Source organism: Stutzerimonas chloritidismutans (assembly GCF_051486945.1).
Lineage (GTDB): Bacteria > Pseudomonadota > Gammaproteobacteria > Pseudomonadales > Pseudomonadaceae > Stutzerimonas > Stutzerimonas chloritidismutans_B.
In genome coordinates, this window is the sequence record NZ_JAHVDX010000002.1 from 579,744 (window position 1) to 596,799 (window position 17,056).

The following is a 17,056-nucleotide window of genomic DNA, read 5'->3' on the forward strand; positions in this document are numbered from 1 at the left end:
ACATTGCAGGGCGTCGGCAACGGATGGCCGAGTCAGCGCGCAAGGATAGCGTTTCGATTGCAAAACCGCTCGTGACCGGGAGGTTTCCGATGTCCTGGACGCCAGGTCGTACGAGGAGGCGCCCGCCTCCGGTTATCGGTCGATCACCTGACCGCGCATGGGCGCGAGGCGCGCCAGCAGGCGATTCTGCACCGGGATCGGCACTGCTTCGGCGGTCATGGCGGCCTGCAGGTTTTCCACCAAGGCGTTGAAATCCGCCGGGGTCAGGGCCAGGCCCTTGTGGCTTTCCTCCATGCTGTCACCGGTGTAGACGCAGGGCCCACCCGCTTCGGCGCACAGTTTCTCGATCAGCTTGTCGCGCACCCGCTGGATGTCGACACGCTGGAAATGCTCGACGATCCGCCGGTCCGCGGCGACGCGCAGCAACATGCCTTCGACGATGCGGGTGATGCCCGGCGCGCCACCCAGTTGGCGATACAGGATGTCGTCGCGTGCCGGCTGCTGGGCGCAAGCCGCGAGCAACAGGCAGACCAGCAGGATCAGCCGCGGCATCAGAAACTCCCCTGCACGGACAGATAGACGCCGTCCTGATTGCGTAGCGTGGCGATCTCGCCGAGCCGGGCATAGGCGAGCACGAGGGCCAGACGCTTGCTTGGGAAGTAGCCGACGAAAAGGTCAGCCCAATCGCTTTCCCCGGCGAACGAAAGGTTGTCGGGTTTCTCGCGGTACTCGACGCCAACGGCCCAGCGAGGATTGAACAGCACCGCCACCGAACCTTCTTTCAAGAGACTGCGGCTGTCGCGCCGATCGCCGCCGAAGCCGAGCAGGCCGAGTTCGTTGGCCCGGCTGTAGCGCACGCCACCGTTGAGCAACAGGTTGTAGCCGAAGGCGCCGCCGAGGACGAGGCGGCTCGCGGTCAGATAAGCCTCGGCATCCTCGTCACGCTGCGCGCCGATCAGCGAGGGAATCAGGAAATCCTTCTGCCGCTTGTACTGCACGCCCAGCGACACCTGCGGCAGGCGGTCGTAGACCAGATCGCCGAACAGCCGCCACTTGGCGCCGAAAATGTCCTGGCTGAGGCTGTTTTCGGGCAGGGACAGGTCTCGCGCCAGCGTACCGAGATCGAAGCGCTGGCGGGCGAAGGAAAGCTCCAGCCGATTGCCGTAGGCCACGGCGGCACCGGCCACTTCAAGCCGGTAGTCGCCAGTCTCGACGCGCGTCGCGAAGACGTCACCGCCCCACTCACCCCGCTCGCCATAACCGGCCAGCACCGCCCAGGGGGTGATGCCGCCACCGGCCGCGCCTTCGAGGCTGGTGGCGCCGCCTGTCGCCAGCAGGCGGCCCTGGCCCGCATTGGCCAACAGCGGAAGGCAACAGGCCAGGATGAACAGATGCCGAACGAACATCACGAATGCACCTTCATGCGAGCCGAAGCCATGTGAGACGGTTGCTGGGCGACCCAGGCTTCGAAGGCTTCAGCCGGAAGTGGGCGGCTATAGAGATAGCCTTGTAAGGTGTCGCAGCCCCAGGCCTGAAGCAGATCGCGGGTTTCGTCGTGTTCGACGCCTTCGGCCACGACCTTCAGCCCGAGCGCATGGCTCATGTCGATCGTCGAGCGCACGATCACCGCGTCACCGCGGGTCTCGCCCAGCTCGCGGATGAAGGACTGGTCGATCTTCAACTCCTGTACCGGCATCCGGCGAAGCTGGGCCAGCGAGGAGTAGCCGGTGCCGAAGTCGTCCACCGAGAGACGGATACCGAGCCCGCGCAAACGATGCAGCATCGCCAATGCCCGCTCCGGCTCGCGCATGACGGCGCTTTCGGTGATCTCGAAGACCAGCTGCTCGCCCTTGATCGCATAACGGCCCAGCAACTCGGCGACATGCTCTTCGAGCGTTAGCGACACAAGATCTTCAGCAGAGATATTCAGCGAAACCTCCATCCGGAAGCCTCGCCCGTTCCAGTGATGCAATTGACGAATCGCCGCTTCGATCACCCAGGCGGTCAGCAATTGGATGCTGCCGGTACGCTCGGCCAGCGGAATGAACTCGCCCGGCGAGATCGGCCCATGCTGCGGGTGATGCCATCGCAGCAATGCCTCGGCCTGGTAGACGCGCCCGGTCTGCAAGTCGACCTTGGGTTGGAACATCAGACTCAGCCCGCCGGTTTGCGGGGCATGGCGCAGGTCGCGAATGAGCGTGATCTGTCGCTGGTGTGCAACGTCGCTGCCCTGTTGGTAGAGCTGCAGACCATCAGGAATGAGGGTGGCGTCCTGCATGGCGATGCGCGCGCGGCGCAAAAGCTCGTCAACGCTTGCGGCGTCGTTCGGGTAGGCGGCGACACCAATGTGTGCGTCGAGGCGCACCTCCAACTCGGCAATGCGCATTGGCTGCACCAGCACTTGTTGCACCGCAACAGCGACACTGAACGCCTGTTCGACCGAGGTATCACTGACGATCATCAGGAACTCATCGAACAACAGCCGTGCCAGGTGATCACCCGGCTGCAGGCTGGCTTGCAGCCGCTGCGCAATCTGCCGCAGGGCCTGGTCGAGGCCCTCGGAGCCGGCGCTGTCCTGCAGGCCGTCGAGGTTGCCGATGCCGATGTGCAGCACCGCAGTTGCGCGCCCGGCTTCCAGTGCGTTGGACAGCAACTCCGAGACCAGCGAGCGGTTAGGTAGCCCGGTCACATCGTCATGCAGCATGTTGTGCGCGATCAGTTGCTCGCGTTCGGCGATGCCCCGCTGCATCTGATTGAGCGCCTTGGCAAGGCTGCCCAGCTCGTCGTCGCGATCCAGTTCGATCGGCGTCTGGTAGTCACCACGCCCGACCCGATCGGCCGCGCGGGCCAGCGCATTGACCGGCTCGGCCAGGCTGCGCGCCAGCAGCAGCGCGCCGACCAACGAGGCGATCAGGCCAACGACCGCAATCAGCAGGATGCGCGAATCGAGTTCATGGAAGCCGTCCAGCGCATCATCCAGTGAACTGTGGACGACGGCGATGACACCGTGATCGGTGCCCTGGGAAAGCACGACGTCCTCGTTGAGGTAGCGCTCGTTGCCAAGCATCAGCGGCTGAAAGCCGTCGGCGTGTACGTGCCGGCTCCAGCCGACGATCAGATCTTCGTGTTTCTCGGGCACGAGTGTGCTGGTCAGCTCGCCACGGGTATCGCTGCCCATGGCCAGAAAGGATACGTCCAGCCCGGTCAGCTCTTTGAGTTCCTCCGCCAGCGAGCGGTCCATGACGAAACCCATGACGACGCGGGCGATCGGCAGCGGAGCGCGCACCTCCGCCTCGACCAGCAGGTGAGCCTGGCCACCCAAGGCGAGGACCACGAGCGTGCGGCCGCTCTCGCGGGCCTGGCGAAGGTCATCGGCATAACGGAAGGCTTCGCCGGGAATCGCGTCTGCCAGGCTGGAGGCCAACACACGGCCGTCGAGCCCCAGCAGCATGGCTTCGCTGGCATTGATCCGCGCCGCCTGGTTGGTCATTACCGATTGCAGCGTAGGGGTGTCACCGCTGGCGACTGCTTCCTTGAAGCCGAAATCCGCGGCCAGCACTTGGACCCCGTCGCGCAACTGGCGGCCACGCATGTCCAGTAGCTGCTCGAACACACGCAGGCCCGATTCGAGCCGATCGGTGGCCTGTCGGCTAACAGCCGACTCGGTGACCAGCCGCACGGAGAAGTACAGCGCGCCGATAACGATCAGCACGAAGGCCGCGAGCACGCCGGTCAGGCGCGCATGGAAACTAAGGCCGCGCGTCACGGGTGGCATTCCTGAACGCATCGGCAAACGCGCTTGGCGCTGGCGGAGCGGGTTGTAACGGTGCCGTCACGGCCACCGACAGGCGCAGGTCGACGGTTTCGTCGCCGGCCCCCAACTGGCCCGCGGCCTGCGGTTGCATATCGGCTAAGGCAGGATGCCAGAGCGTGGCCGGGTACTGACCGGCCGGTACGTCCAGCGTCACCCTGCCCTCTGCATCGCTGACGGCAAACAGCTCATCTTCGGTGACGTAGATGTACCCCAGCATCCAGTCGTGGATGTTGCAGCCAAGCACGACCAGACCAGGCGCATCGAAGGCCACCGGTGCGCTGGGCGTTCCTTCATAGAGGCGCAGCTCGAACCGCTTGGCCGGGGAAAAGGAATAGACCTGGTGACGGATGTCGTCACGATTGGGAAAGCGCACTGCGGTTCCTACCCGCACCGGCAGCACCGCCGGGACGAATTGCTTGCCGATCTGGTCCATATCGGCCTGCCCGCCCTGGCCTGCTGCCAGTGCTGCGCCGCGAAGGCTGAGCACGGCGCCGACCACCGGTTTGCCCTCGGTATCGAGGATGCGCACCTGTAGCGGCTGAGCCTGTGCGGCTGCGGCGAGCGCACCCAGCAGGCCCGTCAGGACGAGGGTTGCACTGTGTTTGAACATAGGGATCGACCCCGCCTTCGTGGCGTCATGCGTTGGACTGCAACCATCCCTGGCAACCATTTAGCTGTCAGGCTAGCCCATTGCCACTACCTGATCAGCCTTTTTTTCACCTCACTGCGCCGATCCTCCGCTGCACCGGCCGGCCGCCTCGGCAAAACGGATCCTCTCGCCAAGGGTCTGAAGAGCAATGGCCGCGCATCCTTCGCGCGGCTCCTTCGACTGCGACACCCAGGAGGCTGCCATGACCCTCGACATCGATACCGCCACGGGCACCTGTTCCACCACCATCGACGGCACCACCTACCGCAGCGCCATCATGGACGTACGCATCAGCACCGATCCGGCCGCGCGCATGTCGGTCGCACACGTCGATGGCGCCAGCACCCACCTCACCGAAGACCAGGCCGAACACCTGATCGCCGCCGGTGCGAAAGACGATCGCGAGAACCTAGTTGTCGACGATTGAGGCTGCCACATGAGGCGACGCCGACCGGAGGTCGACCTTGCCCAGATAAACGAAACCCCGCTGCCGGGCTGACCGACAGCGGGGTTTCGTCATCTGGGCGTGCGTGAATCAGCGCCCTTGGTATTCCTGCTCGGCGTCTTCGAAACGCTTGACCATGCTCGGCGAAGCGCCACGGCCGACTTTACTGAAGACAACGATGGCGATGCTCGCAAGGATAAAGCCCGGGATGATTTCGTACAGGCCGAGACCAATGAACTGCTTCCAGACCACCACGGTGACAGCACCGACGATCATGCCAGCCAGCGCGCCGTTGCGGGACATGTTCTTCCACAGCAGGGAGATCAACACGACGGGGCCAAAGGCAGCACCGAAGCCGGCCCAGGCGTAGGACACCAGGCCCAGCACCTTGCTGTCCGGGTTGGAGGCAATACCCAGGGCGATGAAGGCGATCAGCAGCACCATCGCACGGCCGACCCAGACCAGCTCGGTCTGCGAGGCGTTCTTGCGCAGCATAGCCTTGTAGAAGTCCTGGGTCAGGGCGCTGGAGCTGACCAACAGCTGAGCACTGAGCGTACTCATGACGGCAGCCAGCACGCCGGAGAGGATCACACCGGCCACCCAGGGGTTGAACAGGATCTTCACCAACTCCATGAACACGCGCTCGCCGTTCTCGGTTACCGGGCCGGCTTGGTCAGGATGGCCCGCGAAATAGGCGATACCAAAGAAGCCCACTGCCACGGCGCCAGCAAGGGTCAAGATCATCCACGCCATGCCGATGCGGCGCGCGTTGGGGATGGTCTTGACCGAGTCGGCGGCCATGAAGCGCACCAGGATGTGCGGTTGGCCGAAGTAGCCCAGGCCCCATGCCAGCAGCGAAATGATCGCGACGAAGGACAGGCCGTCGAACATGTCGAAAGCCGCCGGATTCTGGGTCGCGATGGTATCCATCGCGGCACCCATGTCGCCCAGCGCGAGGATGACGAACACCGGGGTGATCAGCAGCGCGAAGATCATCAGTGTGGCCTGCACGGTGTCGGTCCAGCTGACCGCCAGGAAGCCGCCGATGAACACGTACAGGATGGTCGCTGCGGCACCGATCCACAGGGCCAGGTCATACGGCACGCCGAAGCTGCTCTCGAACAGGCGGGCGCCGGCCACTACGCCAGATGCGCAGTAGATCGTGAAGAACACCAGCACCACGAGCGCCGAGAAGATGCGCAGCATGCGGCTGTCATCCTCGAAACGGTGCGAGAAATAGTCAGGCAGGGTCAGTGCATTCTGGTTGCGCTCGGTATGGACGCGCAGCCGACCGGCAACGAACAACCAATTCAGCCAGGCGCCTGCGATAAGGCCAATGGCGATCCAGCTTTCCGACAAACCGGCGACGAAGATCGCGCCAGGCAAGCCCATCAGCAACCAACCGCTCATGTCCGAAGCACCAGCGGACAGCGCCGTCACGAAGCTGCCGAGGCTCCGGCCACCGAGGATGTAATCGTCAAAGTTCTTGGTGGCCCGGTAAGCGACGAAGCCGATCAACAGCATCGCGCCGATGTAGACCAGGAAGGTGATCAAAGTGGGAGTACTGATGCTCATGTTGTTCCCTCATTAGTTGTTGTTGATGGGCGCGAGGGTATTCCCGATCCCACCTGGCAGAGGGCGATGGCGGATCGCGCCATCACCGGGACGGGCCCAACCGGACCCATCAGTGGCGGAAGAGCGATCCGCCGACTGTTCTGATTGTTGTAGTGAGCTGGCGGTCTCTGAACCGAGCCGCCAGCCGTTTCCTGCTAAGTGACGATCAATCGTCGACCAGCGACAGCAGCGAGGCATTACCGCCAACGGCGGTGGTGTTGGTCGAGGTGGTGCGCTCGTTGGCGAAGCGCAGCAGATAGCTTGGGCCACCTGCTTTCGGGCCCGTGCCGGACAGGCCGCAGCCACCGAAGGGCTGCACGCCGACGACCGCGCCGACCTGGTTGCGGTTGATGTACAGATTGCCAACCCGCGCCAGGGCTTCGATGCGCGCGGCGGTTTCCTCGTTACGGCTGTGAACGCCAAGCGTCAGGCCATAGCCAGTGGCATTGATGTCACCAACCACTTTTTCCAGGTCGGCAGCATCGAAACGCACGACATGCAACACCGGGCCGAACTGCTCTTTCTTCAGTTCCAGGATGCTGCCGATCTCGAACGCCACCGGCGCCACGAAGTGACCGTTGAGGCTGCCCGGGAGCTGGGCTTCGGCGATCAGCTTGCCTTCGGCCTTGAGCTGCTGGATATGCGCCAGCAGGCCTTCGCGGGCTTCAGCGTCGATCACAGGGCCCAGGTCGTTTTCGCGCAGGTGCGTCGGGCCGACCTTCAGCTCGGCCATGGCGCCCTTGAGCAGCTCGATCACGCGGTCCGCGATGTCGCGTTGAACGTAGAGCACGCGCAAGGCTGAGCAACGCTGGCCAGCGCTGGTAAAGGCAGACCCGACCGCGTCCTTGACCACCTGCTCAGGCAGCGCGGTGGAGTCGACGATCATGGCGTTCTGGCCGCCCGTTTCGGCGATCAGAGTAGCGATGGCGCCCTCCTTCTCGGCCAGCTGGCGATTGATGATGCGCGCCGTGTCAGTCGAACCGGTGAAGCAGACGCCGACCACGCGCGGGTCACGGCAGAACACGCCACCCAGCGTGGCGCCGTCACCCGGCAACAGGGCAATGGCGTCTTTCGGCAGGCCAGCTTCAAACATCAGCTCAAGGGCGCGGGCTGCGATAAGGCTGGTCTGCTCGGCCGGTTTGGCCAACACGGTATTGCCGGCGACCAGCGCCGCGGTGATCTGGCCCAGGTAAATGGCCAGCGGGAAATTCCAAGGGCTGACGCAAACGAAGACACCACGGCCTTCATGGAACAGCTCGTTGCGCTCGCCGGTCGGGCCCTTGAGCTCTTCGCGGCCGAGTTTCAGACGGGCCTGCAACGCGTAGTAGCGGCAGAAGTCGACCGCTTCGCGCACTTCGTCGATGCCGTCCTGCAGGGTTTTGCCCGCTTCTAGGGTGCACAGGGCCATCAGTTCGGCGCGATTGGCTTCCAGCAGGTCACCCAGGCGCTCGAGGATCTGCGCACGCTGTTCGACCGGCGTTGCGTTCCAGCGGGGCCAGTAGGCAGCCAGACCGTCGATGGCCTGCTTGGCCTGCTCGGCGCTGGCGAACTGTGCGGTGCCCACTTCTTGGCTGAGCTGGTACGGGCAATGGACCTTGTTCGGGGTGCCGGTCAGCTTCTGCCCGCCGATGACGGGTGCGGCTTGCCACTGGCGATCGAGGAAGGTCTGGTAGGCGCTGGACAGCTCGTTCCACTGGGTCTGGATATTCATGTTGATGCCTCGAGAATTGGTCCGGTTGCCGTACAGCGCCGGCGGGAGCGGGATGCGTTGGTTGCCGAAAGTCTTGAACTGGCGGAGCTGGCTGACCGGGTGATCGATCAATGTCTCAACCGGCACACGCGGGTCGACCAGCTGGTGCACGAACGACGAGTTGGCACCGTTCTCCAGCAGGCGGCGCACCAGATAGGGCAACAGATCCTTGTGAGCACCGACGGGTGCGTAGATGCGCACGTTCTTGCGGTACTTCTCGATCACGGTGTCGTACAGGGCGTCGCCCATGCCGTGCAGGCGCTGGAACTCGAAGTCGCGCGGGGTTTGCAGCTCGCTGGCCATGGCCAGGATGCAGCTGACGGTATGGGCGTTGTGGCTGGCAAATTGCGGGTAGATCACGCCGCGGGTCTGCTCGGAGAGCAGGTAACGTGCGCAGGCGAGGTACGAGGTGTCGGTACCTTCCTTGCGGGTATAAACCGGGTAGCCCGGCAGGCCCTGAACCTGACACTGCTTGATCTCGCTGTCCCAGTAGGCACCTTTGACCAGACGCAACGGGATGCGCGCACCAAGCTCTTTACCCAGCAAGGTCAGCCATACCAACACCGGCAGGCAGCGCTTGGAATACGCCTGGATCACCAGGCCGAACTCGCCCCAGCCGGCAATGGCGGGGTCACGCATGAGCTTTTCGTAGAGTTCGAGCGACAGTTCGAGGCGGTCCGCCTCCTCGGCGTCGATCGTGATACCGACATCCAGTTTGCGCGCCAGGATGGCCAGCTCGCGCACATTGGCGAACAGTTCGGTAAGCACTCGCTCGCGTTGGGCCACTTCATAACGCGGGTGCAATGCAGACAGCTTGATCGACACGGACGGGCGCGGGCCAGGGCCGACCTGCGGTTCTGCACCGACTGTTTCGACAGCCTGACGGTAGTCGGCCATGTACTTGCGGGCGTCCTCGGCGGTCAGCGCAGCTTCACCGAGCATGTCGAACGAATAGGTGTACCCCTTCTCGCGCTCCGGACGGCCGTTCTTCAGGGCTTCGGAGATGGTGCGACCGAGGACGAACTGCTTGCCCATCAGCTTCATTGCCTGGTTCATCGCAGCGCGAATCACAGGCTCACCAGAGCGTTTGATGAGGCGGCCGATGACGTTCTTCGGACGACCGTCGGAGCTTTCCGGGTCCACCACGCGGCCGGTCATGACCAGACCCCAGGCGGCGAAGTTGACCAGCACGTTGTCGCTCTGACCGAGATGTCGCTCCCATTCGGCCGCGTTCAGTTTGTCGCGGATCAGCGCGTCGGCGGTGGCGGCGTCCGGCACGCGCAACAGCGCTTCGGCCAGACACATGAGCATCAGGCCTTCCTGGGTATCCAGGCTGTACTGGCGTAACAGAGCGTCAAGGGTGTCCACGGCGTTATCACGCCCACGCACGGCCTGGATGAGGCTACGCGCTTCCTGGCGGATGGCTTCGATGCCTGCCTCGCCAGGGTCAGCCAATTGCAGCAGCTCGGTGAGGTAGTCCGCCTCGTCTACGCAATAATTTGCGCTGATGGCGGGGAAAAATTCGGCGGCTTTCAGGTTGGCGAAATCGCCCTGCAAGACTTTACCGGCTTTGAACATCGCGCCGCTCCTCTAGTGGAGTGTTGTTGTACTGGCTCGGCGCGCTGCGGCTTGAAATTGGCAGCGCTCGCCGAACGGGTAGGCGAATCTACGGCGGCGGCCACGGGCGTTGTTTCGCAAAGCTACGGAACTTTTGCAGAAACCTATGGGTTTTTGAGCGCCGTCATTTACCCGTCACCCACTTTCACTATAGCGGTGCTGGATTACTGGCTTTAGGCCACACACGCACCGTTTCGGTGCGAAATGACGGATCTTCAGCTGTCGCGCGTGCGCAACCGCTTGGGCGTCAGCCCGAGGTAGCGACGCGTTGCCGTAGTGAGGGCACTTTGGCTGGAGAAGCCGCACTCCTCGGCAATCCGCACTAGCGGCAGAGGGCTTTCACGCAGCAGACGGGTGGCGCGATCGAGGCGGCTTTTGAGCAGGTATTGGTGAGGGGTCAGGCCGACGCAGTCCTTGAACTGTGCGTGAAAGTGACTGGGACTCAGGCAAGCCACTTGCGCCAACTCCGCCACGGTGATGCGCCGCGCCAGATTGGTCTCGATGTGCGCATCGAGCCGGGCAATATCGAGCGAGCCGACCGGGCGGTGAGTCGTATCCCCGAACACGCGAAGGTGAAGTGCGCGCAAAAGCACGCCGCCCAACGCGCGCGCCAACAATGGATCACTGCCGTAGCGCGCCAGCTCGGCACCGGCATAGTTGAGCAGGTTCTGGAAATCAGCATCCAGCGCCGGGTAGCGCGGGATTTCGAAGAGTTGCGCGAGCAAGCGCGGATCGTCTTCGCTCATGTCCTGATCATCGAGGTCGATGATCAGCATGCGGTTGTCGCCCTTGCCGGCGAATTCGTGCTCGGCATGGCCGGGCACCAGGCAGGCGCGCATGCGGCAGACCTCCCCACCCGCTCCGTCCACCTCGAACTCCGCGCTGCCGGCCAGCGACAGCACCAACTGGTGATAGTCGTGCGCGTGTTCGTGGGCCTGATCATCGAGGCGAAGCAGACGGGCGTTGAGCATGGCGGGATACCTGAGGTGTCCAGGCACTCTACCGAAGGCCCGGCATTTTTTACAGCGGCGACCAGAGGCCGGCTGCGATTCGTATTGAAATCATTCGGCCGATACCCATCTAAAGAGAACGTACTCGCCACAGGTGCCGCATGAACGACGACATCCATCAAGAACTCGAGCAAGACGAATCGTCCACGGGCCTGGTTCTGCCGGATCAGAACCTACCCGACAAGCTGTACATCATCCCCGTGCACAACCGGCCGTTCTTCCCGGCACAGGTGTTGCCGGTAATCGTCAATGACGAGCCCTGGGCGGAAACGCTGGAGCTGGTCAGCAAGACGCCGTATCAGCGCCTCGCCCTCTTCTATATGGACACCCCCGCTGCGGATGCCGCCAGTTTCGACCCGGACGCACTGCCCGAACACGGCACCATGGTGCGCGTGCACCACGCGTCGAAAGAAGGCGGCAAGCTGCAGTTTGTCGCTCAAGGCATGGCCCGGGTGCGAATCCGCGGCTGGTTGCGCCGCAAGCCCCCTTATCTGGTCGAAGTTGATTATCCGCAAAGCGATGAAGACCCGCGTGACGAGGTGAAGGCTTACGGCATGGCGCTGATCAACGCGATCAAGGAGCTGCTGCCGCTCAACCCGCTGTACAGCGAGGAGCTGAAGAACTACCTCAACCGCTTCAGCCCGAATGCACCGTCACCACTGACCGATTTTGCGGCCGCGCTGACCACCGCACCGGGTGCCGAACTGCAGGAAGTGCTCGACACCGTACCGGTGCTCAAGCGCATGGAAAAAGTCCTACCGCTGCTGCGCAAGGAAGTCGAGGTCGCCAAGCTGCAGAAGGAGCTGACCGGTGAAGTGAACCGCAAGATCGGCGAGCGCCAGCGCGAGTTCTTCCTCAAGGAACAGTTGAAGATCATCCAGCAGGAGCTCGGCATCACCAAGGACGACCGCAGCGCGGACGCCGATGAGTTCCGCTCGCGTCTGGAAGGCAAAGTCGTGCCGCCGGCCGCGCAAAAAAGGATCGACGACGAGCTGCAGAAGCTCTCGGTGCTGGAAACCGGATCGCCGGAGTATGCCGTCACCCGCAATTACCTCGATTGGGCGACCTCCATGCCCTGGGGCTTGTACAGCGAGGACAAGCTCGACCTGAACCATGCCCGCAAAGTGCTGAACGCTCATCACGCAGGCCTCGACGACATCAAGGACCGGATCCTCGAGTTTCTGGCCGTTGGGGCCTTCCGCGGCGAAATTGCCGGCTCCATCGTGCTGCTCGTCGGCCCGCCCGGCGTCGGCAAAACGAGCATCGGGAAGTCGATCGCCGAATCGCTCGGCCGTACCTTCTATCGATTCAGCGTCGGCGGCATGCGCGACGAGGCGGAGATCAAGGGCCATCGCCGGACCTACATTGGCGCCTTGCCGGGCAAGCTGGTGCAGGCGCTCAAGGAAGCCGAGGTGATGAACCCCGTCATCATGCTCGACGAAGTCGACAAGCTCGGCAGCAGCCACCAGGGCGACCCGGCCTCGGCGCTGCTCGAGACGCTAGATCCCGAGCAGAACGTTGGCTTTCTCGACCATTACCTTGACCTGCGCCTAGACCTGTCCAAGGTGCTGTTCGTCTGTACGGCCAACAGCCTGTACTCGATTCCCGGCCCGCTCCTCGACCGCATGGAGATCATCCGGCTGTCCGGCTACATCACCGAGGAGAAGCTGGCGATCGCCAAGCGCCACCTCTGGCCGCGCCAGCTTGAGCGGGCCGGTGTACCGAAGAAACGGTTGTCGATCAGCGACAGCGCCCTGCGCAGCCTGATCGAAGGCTATGCGCGCGAGGCCGGGGTGCGACAGCTGGACAAGCAGCTCGGCAAAGTGGTGCGCAAAGCGGTGGTCAAGCTGCTCGACGAACCCGAGGCGAACATCAAGATCGGCCCTAAGGACATCGAGAGCTACCTGGGCATGCCGTTCTGGCACCCCGAGCAACTGCTTACCGGCGTGGGCGTGGTGACCGGGCTCGCCTGGAACAGCATGGGCGGCGCCACGCTGCCGATCGAGGCGACGCGCATCCATACGCTCAACCGCGGTTTCAAGCTCACCGGCAAGCTCGGCGACGTGATGAAGGAATCGGCGGAGATCGCCTTCAGCTACATCAACTCGCACCTCAAAGAATTCAAGGGCGACCCGGAGTTCTTCGACCAGGCCTTCGTGCATATGCATGTGCCGGAAGGCGCTACGCCGAAGGATGGGCCGAGTGCCGGTATCAGCATGGCCAGTGCCCTGCTGTCGCTCGCGCGCAATCAGGCGCCTAAGAAAGGGGTGGCGATGACGGGAGAGCTGACCTTGACCGGCCTGGTCCTGCCGATAGGCGGGCTGCGGGAAAAGGTGATCGCCGCGCGGCGTTTGAAGCTGTTCGAGCTGATCATCCCTGAGCTGAATCGCGGGGACTTCGAAGAGCTGCCGGATTACCTCAAGGAAGGCCTGACGATGCACTTCGCCAAGCGCTTCAGCGAGGTGGTCAAGGTGCTGTTCTGACCGGCGCGCGGGCGCGGGCGGAGGTCGCCTCTGCCCGCAGCCGCCCACTCAGCCGATGACCATCAAGCCAACGGCTTTACGAGCAGGCACCCAGCCCCTTAAGGTTCAGCCGTTTCCCCGCCGTCTGGAGCCACCTCGCCCATGCCCATCTTTTCGCCCCGCGTATTGCCGCTTGCGTCATTGCTTGCGCTTGCCGGCTGCGCCAGCCATCCCACCGGCAGTGTCACCCTGACTGACGATGCGGACTGCCCGGTGCAGCTGCAACGCGGCCAGACGCTGATCGTCAGCCTACCGAGCAACCCAACCACCGGATATCGCTGGAATGTCCAGGAGGTATCCGAAGCGCAGGTTAAGAGCCTCGGGCCGGAAGTGTTCAGCTCGCCAGAAAAAGGCATGATCGGCGGCGACGGCCTGTCGACCTGGCGTTACCAGGCCGGCGAGCCGGGCCAAGGCCGCCTGTACCTGACCTATCAGCGCCCGTGGGAGGCCGACGGCGAGCCAGCCGGCCTTTTCGACTGCCGGATCGAAGTCGAGTAGCCGACCGTCCGCCAGAAGGCGATCGGGGCGGCTTTCCGCTACAATGCCGCCCCTGTTTTCCAGCCCCAGACGCCGCCGTGAGCCACGAACCCGACCGCCTGTTCGCACATCCCCTCGCGCAACCGCAGGATTTCGTCTTCAACGAGGCGGTAGTGCGCGTATTTCCCGACATGATCAAACGCTCGGTGCCGGGCTATCCAACGATCGTGGAAAACATAGGCGTGCTTGCCGCTCAGTTTGCCCAGCCCGACACCCGACTCTACGACCTCGGGTGCTCGCTCGGGGCGGTCACGCAGGCATTGCGCCGGCATGTGAAAGCTGAGGGCTGTCGCGTGCTGGCCGTCGATAACTCGGCCGCGATGGTCGAGCGCTGCCGCGAATACCTACATGCCCAAGATTCGATGTTTCAAGAGCTGCTGCCGGCCGACGTCATCGAGGCCGACGTGCTCGAGCTGGCATTTCAGCCGACGTCGCTGGTCGCGCTGAACTTCACCCTGCAATTCATACCGCCGGCTGAGCGCCCCGCCCTGCTCGCCTCGATCCGCCAAGCGCTGGTGCCGGGCGGCGCGTTGATCCTGTCGGAAAAGCTGCGCTTCGAGGACGACGTCGAGCATGACTTGCTAAACGACCTGCACATCGCCTTCAAGCGCGCCAATGGCTACAGCGAGCTGGAAATCGCGCAGAAGCGCAGCGCCATCGAAAACGTGATGAAGCCCGACAGCCTCGAGACGCATCGCCAACGTCTGCTGGCCGCCGGATTCTCCAGGGTCGTGCCCTGGTTCCAATGCCTGAATTTCGCCTCGCTGATCGCCCTGCCATGAACCTCGACCTGACACCCATGACCTGGCGCCTGGCCGGAACCCCGCTGGCCGCCTGGGCCAATGACCTGCAGCGGCAACTCGACGCCAAGCTCGCGATCGGGCACGGCGACCTGCCCCGCTGGCGCCGTGCCGTCGACGCCTTGCCCGCCCTCACGCCCGCCCACGTCGAGTTGCGTGACGCATTCCGCCTGGGCGGCGACTGCAGCGACGAGACTCGCACTGCGATTCATGATGCGCTGTTCGGCCTGTCGCCTTGGCGCAAGGGGCCATTCGAAGTCTTTGGCGTGCATGTCGACACGGAATGGCGTTCGGACTGGAAATGGGGTCGCGTCGTACCCCACCTCGATCTCGCTGGTAAGCGCGTGCTCGACGTCGGCTGCGGCAATGGCTACTACATGTGGCGCATGCTCGGCGCCGGCGCGGATTCGGTGGTTGGCATCGACCCCAACTGGCTGTTCTTCTGCCAATTCCACGCGATGAAGCGCTACCTCGACGAACTGCCGGCCTGGCACCTGCCGCTGGCCCTGGAAGACCTGCCCGCTCGTCTCGAAGGCTTCGACACGGTGTTTTCCATGGGTGTGCTCTACCACCGGCGCTCCCCCATCGACCACTTGCTTGAACTCAAGGACTGCCTGCTGCGTGGCGGCGAGCTGGTGCTCGAGACGCTTGTCGTCGAAGGCAACGAACAGACCGCGCTGGTACCCGAAGACCGTTACGCGCAAATGCGCAACGTCTGGTTCCTGCCGTCGGTGCCAGCGCTGGAGTGCTGGCTGCGCCGCGCCGGTTTCGTTGATGTTCGTTGCGTGGACGTCAGCGTCACCAGCGTCGAGGAGCAACGCAGCACCGACTGGATGCGCTACCAGTCGCTCCCCGACTTCCTCGACCCACACGACCGCAGCAAGACGGTCGAGGGCCTGCCTGCCCCGACCCGCGCGGTACTCATCGGCCGCAAGCCCTGACGTCGACCGCTTGCCGCTCGGCGATGAGTTGACGCAACGGCATACGCGCCTTTTCCTGCAACAGCGGCCGGCTCAGGTCGCGCATACGCAACTGCCGATCGTCCAGCCTGAGCAGGCGCCGATACAGACGGCGCTTATGCCAGGCCCTGAGCCAGTCGATCACCCGTTGCTGGAGCTCTACGGGCCACATCGCTGGCAGGTAGACATCCGGCTGTGGCGGCTCGCAACGCTGCGCTATTCCAACCTTGGCGGATCGTGCATACAGTCTCATACCCATCTTCATTGCATCCTCCTGCTCGCAGGGGGTGCCTGTCGCACCCGTTGGTGCCGAAAAAGCATCGGCACCTTCAGATTGGGCGCACTTGACGTTTCAGACAAACGACTAGAATAGAAACGTCAGTTCAGTGAAATTGAAGAGTAAGCACTATGCCGGGAATGCCAGAACCACTGCCGCACGCCGCGATGCCCATGCTGGAAATCGACGTGTTGCGTACCTTCGTCTGCATCGCAGAGAACGGCAGCTTCACCCGGACTGCCGGTCAGGTATACCGCACTACCTCGGCGGTCAGCATGCAGATCAAACGCCTCGAAACCACGCTGGGTTGCGCCCTGTTCAGCCGCGAAGCCCGGCGAGTCAGCCTGACGCCTGATGGAGAGCGCCTGCTCAGCTATGCGCGCCGCCTGCTCAAGCTCAACGAAGAAACGGTCAGCGCATTCGTCCAACCCAGCGTGTGCGGCCAGGTTCGTTTCGGAACTCCGGCGGACATCGGGACCCATGTCCTGCCTGGCTTGCTGTCGTTGTTCGCACGCACCCACCCGGGTATTGAAGTGAACGTGTCGGTCGGCCGGAGCGTGGATATGATCGAGCGCATCGACGCAGGCGAGCTGGACGTGGCTTTGGTCAGCGTCGGCAATCTCGGACAAGACGACTCTCGCGGCGACGTGATCTTCAGCGAACCGCTGGTCTGGGCCGGCCGCGCCGGAGGTGTCGCCGCCGAGCGCACGCCGCTGCCGCTGGCACTGGCCAGCCCGGAGTGCGCCTGGCGCCGCCAAGCCCTCGACGCGCTCGACCGGGCCGGACGTGCGTATCGAATTGCCTACTCAAGCGAGCAATGCGCCGGACAGGAAGCGGCGATGATTGCAGACCTGGCCGTCGCGCCCTATCCGCTCAGCCTGGTCCGCACCCCGTTGAAACGCTTGGAAGAAACCGAGCTGCTGCCACCGCTCGGCCAGTACCAGATCAAGCTGCTCTGCACCGCGCAACCCAGTGAGCCGGCCGAAGTGCTGGCGCGCCATGTGGTAGCGGCCTTCGCCACGCATCACTGAATAGCACCATTCAACTAGGGAATTGGCGGTG

At 63.7% G+C, this 17,056-nt stretch carries 14 protein-coding genes; 6 read left to right on the forward strand and 8 right to left on the reverse strand.

Annotated features, from left to right (window positions below):
• Positions 1-132: 132 nt before the first annotated feature.
• Genes KXR72_RS09770 through KXR72_RS09785 form a run of 4 tightly spaced genes read right to left on the reverse strand, consistent with a single transcriptional unit; the run spans position 133 to position 4,424 of the window.
• Positions 133-552 carry a group I truncated hemoglobin gene (locus KXR72_RS09770; protein ID WP_437420912.1) on the reverse strand — a complete coding sequence of 140 codons (420 nt, stop codon included), beginning with the start codon at positions 550-552 and terminating at the stop codon, positions 133-135.
• The gene (locus KXR72_RS09775) at positions 552-1,406 is read right to left on the reverse strand and encodes a DUF3034 family protein (protein ID WP_437420913.1); all 855 of its coding nucleotides are present in this window, start codon (positions 1,404-1,406) and stop codon (positions 552-554) included. Before KXR72_RS09775 ends, KXR72_RS09770 begins: the two co-directional genes overlap by 1 nt.
• On the reverse strand, positions 1,406-3,766 hold the full coding sequence (locus KXR72_RS09780) for a putative bifunctional diguanylate cyclase/phosphodiesterase (protein ID WP_437420914.1): 2,361 nt from the start codon (positions 3,764-3,766) through the stop codon (positions 1,406-1,408). Before KXR72_RS09780 ends, KXR72_RS09775 begins: the two co-directional genes overlap by 1 nt.
• Positions 3,750-4,424, reverse strand: coding sequence for a methylamine utilization protein (locus KXR72_RS09785; protein WP_437420915.1), 675 nt, complete (start codon positions 4,422-4,424; stop codon positions 3,750-3,752). Before KXR72_RS09785 ends, KXR72_RS09780 begins: the two co-directional genes overlap by 17 nt.
• A 241-nt stretch (positions 4,425-4,665) precedes the next feature.
• Between KXR72_RS09785 and KXR72_RS09790 the strand changes: the two genes are divergently transcribed.
• A complete protein-coding gene (locus KXR72_RS09790; RefSeq protein WP_437420916.1) occupies positions 4,666-4,890 on the forward strand; it encodes a DUF3203 family protein in 225 nt (74 codons plus the stop codon).
• Between the two features lie 108 nt (positions 4,891-4,998).
• On the opposite strand, the gene putP is transcribed toward KXR72_RS09790, so the two are convergent.
• From putP to KXR72_RS09805, 3 genes are all read right to left on the reverse strand, one after another.
• The gene (gene putP / locus KXR72_RS09795) at positions 4,999-6,483 is read right to left on the reverse strand and encodes a sodium/proline symporter PutP (protein WP_437420917.1); all 1,485 of its coding nucleotides are present in this window, start codon (positions 6,481-6,483) and stop codon (positions 4,999-5,001) included.
• A gap of 205 nt (positions 6,484-6,688) precedes the next feature.
• A complete protein-coding gene (gene putA / locus KXR72_RS09800) occupies positions 6,689-9,850 on the reverse strand; it encodes a bifunctional proline dehydrogenase/L-glutamate gamma-semialdehyde dehydrogenase PutA (RefSeq protein ID WP_437420918.1) in 3,162 nt (1,053 codons plus the stop codon).
• 254 nt (positions 9,851-10,104) lie between these two features.
• Positions 10,105-10,860, reverse strand: coding sequence for a helix-turn-helix domain-containing protein (locus KXR72_RS09805; protein ID WP_437420919.1), 756 nt, complete (start codon positions 10,858-10,860; stop codon positions 10,105-10,107).
• 140 nt (positions 10,861-11,000) lie between these two features.
• On the opposite strand from KXR72_RS09805, the gene lon reads away from it, so the two are divergent.
• From lon to cmoB, 4 genes are all read left to right on the forward strand, one after another.
• A complete protein-coding gene (gene lon, locus KXR72_RS09810) occupies positions 11,001-13,382 on the forward strand; it encodes an endopeptidase La (RefSeq protein ID WP_437420920.1) in 2,382 nt (793 codons plus the stop codon).
• A gap of 141 nt (positions 13,383-13,523) precedes the next feature.
• Complete coding sequence (locus tag KXR72_RS09815) at positions 13,524-13,919, forward strand: protease inhibitor I42 family protein (protein ID WP_437420921.1); 396 nt, start codon at positions 13,524-13,526, stop codon at positions 13,917-13,919.
• Between the two features lie 77 nt (positions 13,920-13,996).
• Positions 13,997-14,740: a carboxy-S-adenosyl-L-methionine synthase CmoA gene (gene cmoA, locus KXR72_RS09820; protein ID WP_437420922.1), complete on the forward strand. Its 744-nt coding sequence runs from the start codon at positions 13,997-13,999 to the stop codon at positions 14,738-14,740.
• Complete coding sequence (gene cmoB, locus KXR72_RS09825) at positions 14,737-15,699, forward strand: tRNA 5-methoxyuridine(34)/uridine 5-oxyacetic acid(34) synthase CmoB (RefSeq protein ID WP_437420923.1); 963 nt, start codon at positions 14,737-14,739, stop codon at positions 15,697-15,699. Before cmoA ends, cmoB begins: the two co-directional genes overlap by 4 nt.
• On the opposite strand, the gene KXR72_RS09830 is transcribed toward cmoB, so the two are convergent.
• A complete protein-coding gene (locus KXR72_RS09830) occupies positions 15,680-15,976 on the reverse strand; it encodes a hypothetical protein (protein WP_437420924.1) in 297 nt (98 codons plus the stop codon). The genes cmoB and KXR72_RS09830 overlap by 20 nt on opposite strands.
• Positions 15,977-16,134: 158 nt before the next feature.
• Here KXR72_RS09830 and KXR72_RS09835 point away from each other — a divergent pair, with 158 nt between their 5' ends.
• Positions 16,135-17,025 (forward strand): LysR family transcriptional regulator, encoded by an 891-nt coding sequence (locus tag KXR72_RS09835; RefSeq protein WP_437420925.1) that lies wholly within the window; start codon positions 16,135-16,137, stop codon positions 17,023-17,025.
• The last annotated feature ends 31 nt before the right edge of the window (positions 17,026-17,056 follow it).